At 69.3% G+C, this 12,603-nt stretch carries 10 protein-coding genes and 2 pseudogenes; 9 read left to right on the top strand and 3 right to left on the bottom strand.

Annotated elements, in window-relative coordinates:
• The first annotated feature begins 215 nt into the window (after positions 1–215).
• Complete coding sequence (locus tag OG219_RS20875) at positions 216–1,301, top strand: acyltransferase (protein ID WP_266828631.1); 1,086 nt, start codon at positions 216–218, stop codon at positions 1,299–1,301.
• Here OG219_RS20875 and OG219_RS20870 read toward each other — a convergent pair.
• On the bottom strand, positions 1,289–1,999 hold the full coding sequence (locus OG219_RS20870) for a TetR/AcrR family transcriptional regulator (protein WP_266828629.1): 711 nt from the start codon (positions 1,997–1,999) through the stop codon (positions 1,289–1,291). The two genes, OG219_RS20875 and OG219_RS20870, sit on opposite strands and share 13 nt — an antisense overlap.
• Positions 2,000–2,190: 191 nt before the next feature.
• Between OG219_RS20870 and OG219_RS20865 the strand changes: the two genes are divergently transcribed.
• A complete protein-coding gene (locus OG219_RS20865) occupies positions 2,191–3,348 on the top strand; it encodes an alpha/beta hydrolase (RefSeq protein WP_266828627.1) in 1,158 nt (385 codons plus the stop codon).
• A gap of 25 nt (positions 3,349–3,373) precedes the next feature.
• Here the strand turns inward: OG219_RS20865 and OG219_RS20860 are convergent, their stop codons facing one another.
• Both OG219_RS20860 and OG219_RS20855 read right to left on the bottom strand, forming a co-directional pair.
• The gene (locus OG219_RS20860; RefSeq protein ID WP_266828625.1) at positions 3,374–4,450 is read right to left on the bottom strand and encodes an MBL fold metallo-hydrolase; all 1,077 of its coding nucleotides are present in this window, start codon (positions 4,448–4,450) and stop codon (positions 3,374–3,376) included.
• Positions 4,451–4,733: 283 nt separating this feature from the next.
• Positions 4,734–5,324, bottom strand: a complete 591-nt coding sequence (locus tag OG219_RS20855) for a TetR/AcrR family transcriptional regulator (protein ID WP_266828623.1) — start codon at positions 5,322–5,324, stop codon at positions 4,734–4,736.
• A gap of 114 nt (positions 5,325–5,438) precedes the next feature.
• Between OG219_RS20855 and OG219_RS20850 the strand changes: the two genes are divergently transcribed.
• From OG219_RS20850 to OG219_RS20825, 7 genes and pseudogenes are all read left to right on the top strand, one after another.
• Positions 5,439–5,870, top strand: coding sequence for a tautomerase family protein (locus OG219_RS20850; RefSeq protein ID WP_266828621.1), 432 nt, complete (start codon positions 5,439–5,441; stop codon positions 5,868–5,870).
• Positions 5,863–6,873, top strand: coding sequence for a zinc-binding dehydrogenase (locus tag OG219_RS20845; RefSeq protein ID WP_266828619.1), 1,011 nt, complete (start codon positions 5,863–5,865; stop codon positions 6,871–6,873). The genes OG219_RS20850 and OG219_RS20845 overlap by 8 nt, the downstream gene beginning before the upstream one ends.
• A 32-nt stretch (positions 6,874–6,905) precedes the next feature.
• Positions 6,906–7,652 (top strand): annotated as a pseudogene (locus tag OG219_RS48165) (RNA polymerase sigma factor); the annotation flags it as partial.
• Between the two features lie 498 nt (positions 7,653–8,150).
• Positions 8,151–8,600, top strand: a pseudogene (locus OG219_RS20840) (hypothetical protein); the annotation flags it as partial.
• A gap of 446 nt (positions 8,601–9,046) precedes the next feature.
• Complete coding sequence (locus OG219_RS20835) at positions 9,047–10,492, top strand: S28 family serine protease (protein ID WP_266828617.1); 1,446 nt, start codon at positions 9,047–9,049, stop codon at positions 10,490–10,492.
• On the top strand, positions 10,419–11,183 hold the full coding sequence (locus OG219_RS20830) for a hypothetical protein (protein WP_266828616.1): 765 nt from the start codon (positions 10,419–10,421) through the stop codon (positions 11,181–11,183). Before OG219_RS20835 ends, OG219_RS20830 begins: the two co-directional genes overlap by 74 nt.
• A gap of 147 nt (positions 11,184–11,330) precedes the next feature.
• Positions 11,331–12,521 (top strand): MFS transporter, encoded by a 1,191-nt coding sequence (locus tag OG219_RS20825; RefSeq protein ID WP_266828614.1) that lies wholly within the window; start codon positions 11,331–11,333, stop codon positions 12,519–12,521.
• Positions 12,522–12,603: the final 82 nt, after the last annotated feature.

Genomic DNA, 12,603 nt, shown 5'->3' with positions numbered 1-12,603 from the left:
GAATTGTTCCGGGCGACGCAGTGGGCAGGCGGAAGGCGATCCTCTTCATGGGCAGGGCACCGAGCGGGCAAGTGACGACCGGAGACCGGGAAGGGGAGGTGAAGGAGGATTCCCCGGGGCGTTCACCTGGCCATTCACCTGCGCCGGAGTCCTCCAGAAGATGGACTTCGGCTTCGGGCAGGGGCTTTCCGTCGGCGGCCGCGCGCAGCGGCCGGGTGGGCGGGCTGGACGGCCTGCGGACCCTGGCGGTGCTGATGGTCATCGTCTACCACGTGGAGTCGGGCCTGCTGCCGGGCGGCTCCGTCGCGGTGGACGTGTTCTTCACCATCAGCGGCTTCGTCATCACCCGGCTGCTGCTCGCCGAGTACGCCCGCACGGGCGGCCTCGACCTCCTGGGCTTCTACCGGCGCCGCTGGCTGCGACTGGTCCCCGCCCTGCTCGTGGTCTGCGCGGTGTGCGCGGTGCTGGAGCTCACCACCTCGCTGTGGTCCTTCGACAGCTCGTGGGAGGCCGCCGGACTGGCCGCGCTGTTCGTGGTGAACATCGTGCGGGCCGCGCAGCCCGGGACCTACTCCGACCTGACCGGGCCGCTGGGCCACACCTGGTCGCTCGGCGTCGAGGAGCAGTTCTACTTCCTTTGGCCGCTCCTGCTCCTGGTCCTGCTGAGGTGGCTGCGCGCCCGTACGGTGCTGATCTGCACGGCGGTTGTGTGCGTGCTCCCAGTGCTGTGGCGGTGGGTGCTGTGGAACCCCGAGGCGGCCCACCGCATCTACAACGGCACGGACACCCGCGCCGACCAGCTGCTCGCCGGCGCCCTCGTCGCGGTGGTCCTGGCCCGGCTGCGCGCGGACGATCCCCGGCTGCGAAGGCTGCGTACGTGGGCCGGACGGCTGGCCTGGCCCGCCTTCGGCACGCTGCTGCTGATCGCCTGCTTCGTGCCGATCACCGGACATGCGGGCTGGTGGACGCCGGTCTGGTACACCGTCGGATTCCTGGCGGTGGCGGTGGTGTCCGCCACGCTGGTGGCGGGGCTCGAACTGCGACCGGACGGACGGCTGTCCCGGCTGCTGGCGGTGGCACCGCTCGCCTGGGTCGGCCGCAACCTCAGCTACGGGATGTATCTGTGGCACTACCCGGTCGTGCGGCTGCTCGCCTCCCTCGGCGTGGAGCAGGGGCGACTGGCGGCGACGCTGGTGCTGACCGTCGTCATGGCCCTGCTGTCGTACGTCCTGGTCGAGGAGCCGCTGATGCGCCGCGGCAGGAAGAGCCGCCCGAAGGCCGCACAGCCTCAGACCCGCTGATTCTGGTCCTGGTCCTGGTCCTGTTTCGGGTTCTGACGTGATCGCGCGTCGTGTGCGCTGGCGTCGACGAGGGCCCGGTCGACGCCTTCCAAGTCGGCGATTCCAGGGGGAAGCGTGTCGATGTCCGGCCTGGCCCGAAGGCCGTCGATGAGGATGGCGAGGTAGCGGCGCCAGGCATCGGATCCCGCGTCGAACTCGCTGACCGCGGCGGTCATCAATTGCAGGACCGGGAAGTCGGACGGGACCACATCGGCGCGGAGCTTGCCCTGCTCCTGGGCCCGCGCCAGCAGCCGCTGCACGGCGGGATTCAAGCGCCCGTGTATCTGTGCCTGGCGGGCCGGTCCGTTCCCGGTGCCCAGCATGACCTCGCGCAGGCCCCGGTCGAAGGACTGGACTTCGCAGACCTGCTGCAGGCAGCGCGTCAGCCCCAGCCAGGCATCCTCCTCGGCCAGTGCCTCGGTGAGGTAGCGGTCGACGGTGTCGACCATGTCGCCGAAGAGCGCGTCGACGAGCTCCTCCTTGTTGGCGAAGCGCCGGTACACCGTGCCGACGCCCAGATGCGCGTGATGGGCGACGTCATTGAGCGTCGCGGCGACCCCGCGATCGCGGAAGACCTCCCGTGCCGCCGCCAGGATCAGCCGGCGGTTGCGCTCCGCGTCCCTGCGCAGGGGCGGCTGCCGGGGCTTGTCGGCGGTCATGGCTTCGCTCCGTGGCAGCGGGCAGTGGGAGATCGGGCTGACTCATGGTAGCCGCGCACCCGAGTGAGACATGTTCACCGCAGGGCAGTAAGTGGATGCTATCTATCCACTTAGTTGCTAGACTTCGAGCGAACCGGATACCTGATATCCGTTTCCTTGGATGCACATTGAATACACGGAAGGAGCGAGTCATGGCCATGCGGAGCCGCCTCGCCATCACTGTCACTGTCCCCGGAGCCGTTGTCCTGGGGCTGCTGCTCACCGCCTGTTCCTCGGGTTCGAGCAGCGCCGGATCCAGCTCTTCCTCGCCGGCGCTCGGCGCCTGCCCCCGGGAATCCACGCCGACCGCGGCCCCCGAGGGCGGTGGAACATCGGCGGGAGCGGCGATCCAGCTCTCCAAGACGGTGAAGGCCACGGACACCAGCACCAGCACGGTCATCGATCCGACGGGACCGCAGATCCAGTGCGGGCAGGCAGACCTTTCGATCCGCAAGGACATCGTCTACTCCTCGCCGACCACGGGCGGGAAGAAGACCGACCTCAAGCTGGACCTCCAGGTGCCGAAGGGCTCCGAGGCGAAGCCCCTGGTCGTGTACATCACCGGCGGCGGCTTCGTCACGGACGACAAGACGGCGAACCTCGCGCAGCGCACCTATGTCGCCGAGCAGGGCTACGCCGTGGCGAGCATCGAATACCGCACGATCGGCAACGGCGCGACCTACAGGGACGGGGTCGCCGACGTGAAGTCGGCCATCCGCTATCTCCGCGCGCACGCCGACGAGTACGGCATCGACGGCACCAAGGTCGCCGTCTGGGGCCAGTCCGCGGGCGGATACCTCGCGGCCATGGCGGGCACCACCAACGGCGACAAGCAGTTCGACATCGGTGACAACCTGGACCAGAGCAGCGAAGTGCAGGCCGTCGTCGACGAGTTCGGGGCGGGTGACCTGTCGAAGATCGCCGACGACCTCGACGTGGCGACGCAGAAGGCGTACAACGCCCCGGGCAGCTTCGTCAACGCCTACGTCTTCGGGCCGGGCTCCAAGAAGACAGTCACCAGTGACGCGGCGGCCAACGCGGCCGCGAACCCGGCGAGTTACAGCAACTCCAAGACCGCGCCGTTCATCCTGCTCCAGGGCGACAACGACCACATCATCTCCCCCGGCCAGTCGCTCATCCTCGCCGACGCCCTCAAGGCCAAGGGCGTCGACGCGACCAGGTACGTGGTCAAGGGCGCCGACCATGGCGACATGTCCTTCCTCGGCGACCCCGAGGCGGGCATCCCCTGGTCCACCCAGAAGGTCATGGGCACCATCACCGGCTTCCTGGACGAGCGGATCGGCGGCTGACCTCCGGCCGGCGGGGCGCCGCGGTTCAGCGGCTGCCGGTGCCGCTGCTCCGGCCCACCGGTACGCGCATCAGGTCCTCGCCCAGGATCATCCGGCCACCGAAGTCGGCGCGGCGGGCACTGTCGCGCAGGAGCCGGCGCCAGGTGGCGTCCGGGGTGGCGGCCGGATTTCCGGGGCTGAGGTGGGTGGCGACCAGTGTCTTCACCCCGGACTCGGCGGCGATCCGCCCGAGTTCGGACACGTCGGTGTGCGTGGCCAGGATGTGGTCGATGAGGTACTGCGGCAGGCCGAGGGCCGCGAGCCCGTCGGGGTGGAGGGCCTCGTGCACCAGGACGTCGGCGCCCCGGGCGAGCCCGATGACGTTCGGCGTCGGGGTCGTGTCGCCGGAGAAGACGACGCTGCCGTGGTCGGTGTCGAAGCGGTACGCGTAGGCGGGGTAGACCGCGCCGTGCGGGACCAGCACGGCGGTGACCTTCACATCGTCGTTCTCCATGACCGTGAAGGGCGCCATCACGGGGACGGTGTTCGCGGCGGAGGCGCCGGTGCCCGCCGGCGGAAGCACGTCGTGCACCCGTAGCAGGGAAGCCGGGTCGATGCCGATGTGCTCGGTCATGAAGAAGGTGGGGGCGGCGGCGTACGCCTGTCCCGCCAGCCTCGTCATGTCGACGGTGCCGGGAACGGGCCCGGGGGCTCCGGCGACGGTCGAAGCGATGCCCGCCGGCCCGGGGCCGTACACGTCGATCGGACTCCGGAAGCCCTGCGTGCCCGAAGCACCGGCCGCGAGCATCGGGAAGGCGTAGTAGTCGACTACATGGTCGGCGTGCAGGTGGGTGAGGAAGACGGCCGCCAGCGAGGGCATCGACAGCCCGGCACGCATGTACTGGCTCACCGCGCCCCGCCCGCAATCGACCACGTACGTCCGGCCGTTGACCACCAGCGCCTGCGAGATCCCGTACCGGGCCGCGAGCGGCGGCGGCCCGGAGTTGGTGCCGAGGAGGGTGAGCGACAGCCTCGTGTCGGAGGAGGTGTCCGAGGTCGCAGCCGCGGCTGCCTCCCCGCTCAGCAGCGGCACGGTGACGGCCGCCGCGGACGCGGCCACCACGCCGAGCAGGGTCCTACGAGATGTCGATGTCGACGCCGATGTCGATGCCGACGCGCCTGTGCACTCGTTCGAGGATTCACACATGAGGTATTTGCTCCTTCGCGGCTCCTGGTACGCGGAGCCACCCTCACCAGGACGCGAGCGCCTGTCCACAGCCCGGCCCGAACTCGGGCTTCGCGGCACGCACCTTGAGATTGCGCACCGCGAACGGCCTGCCCGGGGAGGGGGATGCCGGGGCTGAGTCCGGGTGGGGCGTCCCGAAGTCCTCAGGCCGGGACGCCTGTCACGCCGCCCGGTCCAGCGCACTGAGAATCAGGGCTTCGAGCTGCTGTGCGACCTGGTCCAGGGGCTTCATGCTGCGCTTGGCACGGCACATGGCGATGGCGCCTTCGACGGATGCCACGATGAGGGTCGCGAGCCCGGGAGCCCGGTCGGCTGCGGCGCCGTGCTCGCGCAGCGCCTCGGTGAGCAACTCCTCCCAGCGGTCGAATGCCTCGGCCGCGGCGACGAGAGCGGGCGGGGTCTCGTCGGCAGGCGGCTCCTCGACGGCGACGGCCAGCACGGGGCAGCCGGCGCGGAAGTCGCTCGCGAGGACGATGCCGCGCCACAGTGCGAGGAAGGCGTGCAGCCCGGCGACCGGGCCCGCGTCCAGCTCCTTGCGCAGGATGCGGGCGACTGCCGCATCCGCGTACCGCACCGCCTCGGTGGCCAGCTGCTGCTTGCCCTCGGGGAAGTAGTGGTACGTCGAGCCGAGCGGTGCTTTGGCGTGTTTGGCCAGGTCACGGATGCTGGTGCCGTTCAGGCCGCGCCTGCTGATCATGTCGGCGGCACCGGCCACGATGCGCTCGCGCGACGGCGCGCTGGGTCTGGTCAAGGCCGTGCTCTCCTCTGGCTATAACGCTCGTCATAGTCTAGCGTGACCTCCCGTTATAACGACCGTTATAGAGCGGCTGTGTGAACAGCCCAAGGGGACGAGGGAGACTCCGTCATGCCGATGATCCGGCTCACCGTTCCGGCCGGTTCGCTCACCGAAGGGGGACGCGAGAGCGTCCAGAGCGACCTGGCCGCCGTACTGCTGCGCTGGGAGGGAGCGCCCGACACGGCGTTCTTCCGAGCCCAGGCGTGGAGCTACCTGATCGAGCTGCCCGAAGGGGCGGGGACCACCGCCGAGGACGACGAGCCGCGCTTCCTGGTGGACGTCACCGTTCCGCAGGGCGCCCTGTCCGACCGCCGCAAGGCGGGCTTGGCCGAGGACGTGACGAAGACCGTGCTCGACGCCGCCGGACTCTCCCCGAACGACGCGCTGAGGGTGTGGGTGCTGGTGCACGAGCAGCCTGAGGGCACTTGGGGCGCCGGCGGCTCGGTCATCCGCTACGCCGACCTGGTGGCACTGGCGAAGGGGCCCCGAGCCGATGCGTGAACTGACCTACGTCGCGAAGCGCACCGTCGAGTGGCGCGAGGCGCCCGACCCCAAGCTCCAGTCGGACCAGGAGGCGATCGTCGCCCCGGTCGCGGCCACCTCCTGCGACGTGGACTCGATGATCCTGGCGGGCCACGGCTTCATCGACCCTCCCTTCGCCCTCGGCCATGAATGCGTGGCCAGGGTCGTCGAGACCGGCGACGCGGTGACCGCCGCAGCCCCCGGCGACCTGGTGGTCGTCCCCTGGTCCATCAACTGCGGCACCTGCGACAACTGCCGCGCCGGACTCACCGCCCACTGCACGGCCGTACCGCACATGGCCATGTACGGCGCACCGATCGGCGGAAGCTGGGGCGGTCTCTTCTCCGACCTGGTCCGCGTGCCCTTCGCGGACGCCATGCTCGTACCCCTGCCCGCGGGCCTCGACCCGGTCGCCATGGCCTCGGCCAGCGACAATTGGTCCCTGTCCTGGCGCCTGGTCGCACCCCATCTGAAGAACAGGCCCGGGGCCCGGGTCCTGGTCGTCGCCCGCGGCAGCATCGGCCTGTATGTGTGCGACATCGCCCGCGCACTCGGCGCCTCCGACGTCCTGTACGTCGACCCGGACCCCGAACACCGCCGGATCGCCGAGAGCTACGGCGCCCGTACGGCCGAGGCGATCGAGCCCGTACGCCATGGCTTCGACCTCGCCGTCGAGGCCACCGGCCGCGTCGACCAGCTCGCTCTCACCGTCAAGTCCCTTGCCCCGGAAGGGATCTGCGAGTCCGCCGGCAACCACTTCCGCCCCGGCGAACTGCCCCTGCTCGACATGTACCTCACCGGCGTCACGCTGCGCATCGCCCGCGACAACGTCCGCGCCCACATCCCCGACGCCCTCGACCTCGCCCGCTCCGGCCGGGTCGACCCCGCCCGGGTCGTCTCCCACGTCCTCGACTGGGAGCAACTCCCCGACGCACTACCCGAGAACCACCTCAAGCCCGTCTTCGTCCGCACCGACGGCTGACGGCGCGATCGAAAGATCTTGGACGGCATGTCATGAGAACGCCGTGCCCGTACCTCTCTTCTGTGAACGGCCACCGCGCCTCCCGGGCGCCAATGGCCCACATCGCAAGGGAGGTTGGACGGTGGAGCTCACTGCTGCACTCTTGTCCGTGGTCGCCCCTCTGGCCCCTGCAATCAAGGGCTGGCTCGACAGCGTGGCACGTCGCAACCGGTCCTTGGCCCGGGCCGAGATCATCCGGGCCCGGTCGGCAGGTCCGAGCGACTCGTCGGACGGGCACCGGAACCGGGAGGAAGGCAATGGCTGAGCGGGAGGCGGTGACCGCTGAGGCCTTGGGCGCTCTGTACGAGAAGTACCGGGGCAGTCTGACGGCGACCGCTCGGCAGGCGCTCCTTGCTCGCGGCGTGCCGGAGTCGGTTGTCTCGGCCGAGGACATCGTGCAGAGCGCCTTCGCCACGGCCCTGCGCAATCCGGCATCCATCGAGCATCCGATCAGCTACCTGCGTGTGGTGATCCGCACCGAGGTGGCCAACCGGGCCCGAAAGCAGGCTGATCACAGGCGAATCGAAGCCCATCGTGCGGCCGACCCTTTGCGCTTCGACCCAGTGGAGTGCGCGGACTTCTCCGCATTGGTCGCCAACCGCTGTGCCATCGAGCAGGCCCTGGCCGGGCTGTCTCTCGCGCAGCGCACTTCGGTATGGGTGACGAAAGCGCTGGACTGTACCCAGGGCGAGGCTGCGACCCTCATGGGCAGAGCCCCGGGCACGGTCGCCACCCACGTCTCCCGCGGCATGGGTCTGCTGCGGGCGAGCCTCGGCCCCGCCGTGGTTGCCGCCATCGTGTGTGTGGCGAGCCGTCTCATCGGCGGTCGGCTGCAACGCACTGATCCGGCGCGGGAACCCGGTGAGGGGGCGGGTACATCGCCCACTCGGTGGTGGTACGAGGGACGGGCCGTGCTGGCTGCGCTGTACGGGCGTTGGCCTGAGGTCGCTGTGCTGTCGGGCCTGGCTGCGTGCGGCATCCTCTGGTGGGTCTGGAGGCGCTGCCCGGCCATAGGGTCCGGGACGTTTCTCGACAGGTGGCTGAGCGTACGGAGAACGAGGCGGGTGTGGCTGAGCGCTACGAGCGGCCTCGGACTGTCCTTCATCGCGCGCAGCATCACCCGCGACGTCATCGTCTTCACGGCGCCGAGCGACTCCGATTCCGATGCCATATCGAAGGGTATGGAACGGGTCTCCCTCCATATGGAGCGAAAGCTCGGCCGTGTTGTACGCCTGGAGTTGTCCGGCGGGCCTCCCCGTAAGCAGCCCTTCACTCCCAACACCCGCCTGCAAGACCTGCTCAGCCTGGCCGGCTGGTCCAGGGGCGAACTCGCCAGACTGGTGAACCGGCAGGCGGCTGCCATGGGGCGCCCACAGCTGTCGACCGACACCTCGCGGGTGCGGCGGTGGATCGACATGGGAGAGATCCCGCGCGATCCCGTACCGCGGGCGCTGGCGGCCCTGTTCACCGAGCGTCTCGGCCGCGTCGTGACCATCGAGGACCTCGGGCTGGTCAGACGCGGGCGCTCGGGGAAACGGCAAGGCGGCGCGAGTGCGGAGTATCCCGGAGGTGTGCCGTGGGCCCCCGAGCGGACTGCTGCGGTCCTCACCGAATTCACGGGAACGGACCTCGTGCTCAACCGACGCGGCTCGGTGGTCGCGGGTGCCTCGTTCGCCGCGGGAACCGCACATCGCACAACCCGGGAAGCCCTCAAGATCCTGGAAGTTGTCACGCGTGCACCGCATGGGGTGGCGTCTCGGGCACAGATCGCCCGCTCCCTGAGGACGTTCGGCACGGTCGAGTCAGCAACCCTGTCGATGCTGATCCGCCAGGGCTACCTCCAACAACTCCCGGACAACAGGTACGCCGCCGGCGGGCAGGACTTGGGCAGACTCGCCATCGGCCGAGACTCCGGAAGGCCATTGCCCATGGCGCCGTTGAGTCCGCACAGCATGCGCCCGCTCACCCGTCGTATGGAACGAGTGGCAGGAGGGGGCGGCGGCCGCCGGGGCGGCTGAGGAGTCCTCGTGATGTGGTCTCTCCCCCGGCTGGGGGAGAGGGTTCCCTCGCGCGCGGGATCTCCCCGTGCCGTCGGCCGAATGTACTGAGGCAATCGGCACCGGAAAGGAATCGCATGCGCACCCTCACGAGCCTCACGAGACGACGTCTGCTCACCACTGCCGTATCGGCGGCCTCGGCCGCGGGCCTGGCCGCCGTGCCCGCGCGGGCCGCGGACCGGGCGCGTGCGGGGGCCGATGACGTGGTGGACGCCCTGCGGGCGCTTCCGGGCCTGCGGGTCATCGAGGAACGGCCGGGAGCCGAGCCCGGATACCGCTTCTTCGTGCTCGGCCTGCGCCAACCGGTCGACCACGACGACCCCGGGGCCGGGACCTTCGAGCAGCGCCTCACCCTGCTCCATACCGCCACCGACCGACCCACCGTCCTGTTCAGCACCGGATACGAAGTGCCGCTCATTCCACGGCGGACCGAACCGGCCGTCCTCCTCGGCGGTAACCAACTCGGCGTCGAGCACCGCTTCTTCGGCACCTCGCGTCCGGCATCCCTCGACCTCACTCACCTGACGATCCGCCAGGCCGCCGATGACCACCACCGCGTGGTCCGCCTCTTCCGCCGGCTGTACCCCGGCGCGTGGATCTCCACCGGCGGCAGCAAGGGCGGCATGGCCAGCGTGTACCACCGCCGCTTCCACCCCCACGACGTGGACGGCACCGTCGCCTACTCCGCCCCGAACAACGTCGACGACCGCGAGGACTCCGCCTACGTGCGATTCCTGGAGCACGTGGGCACCGCCCCCGCCCGCGACGCCCTGAAGAAGGCACAGCGACAGATGCTGCTGCGCCGCGCAGACATGGTCGCCCGCTACGAGGCCTGGGCGGCCGCCACCGGTGACACCTTCCGGATCGTCGGCAGTGCCGACAAGGCACTGGAGATCGCCGTCCTGCGGGTGCCGTTCATGTTCTGGCAGAACCGCACAGCTGCGGACGCCACTGCGATCCCCGGCCCGGACGCCTCCACCGACGCGCTGTACGCATGGCTGGAAGAGACGGCCGCCCTGCCCGTCTACGCAGACTCCACGGCCCGGGACTTCATCCCCTACTGGTATCAACTCGGCACACAAATGGGCTACTTGGACGTTCCCACCCGCCATCTGGACGGACTCCTGAAGTACCCGGACGCCATCGAACCCCGCAGTTTCGTGCCGCCCGACGTCCCGATGCACTTCGACGCCGAGGCCATGCCCGACATCGACCGCTGGGTGCGTCGGCGCGGCGGCCAACTGCTCTTCGTCAACGGCACCCAGGACCCGTCCGTCGCCGAACCCTTCAGGCCCGGCCCTCGCGACGCCCGCACGCTGTGGGTACAGGGCGGCAACCACCACGTCACGATCGCGGACCTGGCCCCCGCCGACCGCACGGAGGCTGTCGCAACGCTTCACCGGTGGTCGTACTGTGGACTCGCTGAATATGGCCTGGCACAGTCTTCGTGTGACGATCGAGATATGGGTAGCGATCATTTCGGGAGCTGTGGCGTTGACCAGCGCAACAGTTGGAACCTATAGCGCAGTCCTGTCGGCACGAATCCAACGCGAGATGGAGGTGCGCCGCCACCTCGTAAGAAAAGAAGAAGAAATAGAAAACGTCATGAGTCGGTTCAGGGAACCTTTCCTGCGAGCCGCCTTCGAACTGCAGACTCGCATTCACAACATTGCAGATACTGATTTCGTGCCGCGCGTGTCCGGCGACGGTAGCCACGCGGAACCAGGGTATGTCCGCTCCAGCACGCTGTTCAGATTGGCCCAGTATTTCGGATGGGTCGAAATTCTGCGAAAAAGTGTTCAATTCTTAGACCTGGGAGACCAGGAGCGGACCAGACAGCTGTCGGAAAAACTGGACCGCATCGGTCTGGCTTTTGCTGAAACCACTTCGTATCCCGAGAATGCCGCATTCCGACTCTACCGTGATGAGCAGCGAGCACTCGGTGAGCTGATGATAGAGCGAACCCCCGGTGCCGCTCGCGAGCTTCAGTGCATGAACTACGTTCAATTCGTGGAAGAGCTGGAGAGCAACCCAACCTTTTCTCGATGGTTCGGCCGCCTGAGTGACGAAATCGATCGACTTGCCGATGCGCCACCCGGATACCTGGACAGAATGGTGAAAGTCAAGGACGAATTGTCCACTCTCCTTGCTTTCCTTGACCCGGACGGTGTCAGATTTCCGTCGATCCATCCGGGGGATTCGTTGAGGAATTAACACCACGGCAGCCCGCCGACGCCGGCCTGGCCGGGCGGATACCTACGTCTGTGGGATGCCCACGAGGCAAGCGGTGTCCGGCTCACCGGCGGCTCGCCGGGCCCGCCGTGCCGTGCCGGGGCGGCGTGCGGGGATACCGTCGGCGCCATGGACGGTGATCGCCGAGGGTGGCGCCAGTGTTTGCTCGGCGGGGCCGTGTTCGCCGTGTGCATGGCCGGCACCACGCTGCCGACCCCTCTCTACGGCCTCTACCAGGAGAAGTTCGGCTTCTCCGAGCTGACGGTCACCGTCGTGTACGCCGTGTACGCCTTCGGGGTCATCGGCGTGCTGCTGCTGGCGGGCAACGCGTCGGACGCCGTGGGCCGGCGTCAAGTGCTGCTGTGGGGCCTGGGATTCGCGGCGGCCAGCGCCGTCTGCTTCCTGTGCGCCACCGGGCTGGGCTGGCTGTACGCGGGGAGGCTGCTGTCGGGACTGTCCGCAGGCCTGTTCACCGGTGCTGCCACGGCGTACGTGATGGAACTGGCACCGCACGGCGGAACCTCCCGGGCCACGTTCGTGGCGACGGCCGCCAACATGGGCGGGCTGGGCTGCGGTCCGCTGCTCGCCGGCCTGCTCGCGCAGTACGCTCCCTGGCCGCTGTACCTGCCGTTCGTCGTACACCTCGCCCTGGTGGCCTGCTCGGCCACCGTCCTGCTGTGGCTCCCGGAGACCGTACGGGAGCGGCGTCCGCTGAGCACCGTACGGCCGCAGCGGCCCGGCCTGCCCCCGCAGGTGCGGGCGGTGTTCGGACCGGCGGCGATCGCTTCGTTCGTGGGGTTCGCACTGTTCGGGGTGTTCACATCGGTCAGCCCGGCGTTCCTCGCGGAGTCCCTGGACGTGCACAACCACGCCGTGAGCGGCCTGGTCGTCGCACTGGCCTTCTTCGCCTCGACCGCAGGCCAACTGGCCGTCGGCTGGGTCGGGGTGGAGCGATCGCTGCCACTGGGCTGCGCCGCACTCCTCGCCGGACTGGCACTGCTCGCGGGCGCGCTGCGGTGGGACCTGCTGCTCCTGGTGGTACTGAGCGCGATCGTCGGCGGCTGCGGCCAGGGGCTGGCATTCCGCGGGGCGCTGTCCGCAGTGGCCGAGGCGTCTCCCGCGGACCGGCGCGCGGCGGTCATCTCGACGCTGTTCGTGGTGGCTTACGCGGGCATCTCGGTACCGGTGATCGGAGTGGGGCTACTGTCGGGCCCGATCGGCCTGGAGGGCGCGGGGCTGGTGTTCATCGCGTGCATGGCCGTGCTGGTCTCGACAGCGGCTGTCTACCTGCTCCGGCGGCCGGTGCCGACGAGGACGTGAAGGCGTACGGACGCGTCAGTGCACCTCGGGCAACCCGGACGCGCGGGGGTGTGGCTTTCAGAAGTCCCACTCCGCCGCCCCG

It is taken from the genome of Streptomyces sp. NBC_00038 (genome assembly GCF_026343635.1).
Lineage (GTDB): Bacteria > Actinomycetota > Actinomycetes > Streptomycetales > Streptomycetaceae > Streptomyces.
The sequence above is the reverse complement of the archived record's forward strand: the minus strand, read 5'-3'. Positions and strand labels throughout refer to the sequence as shown.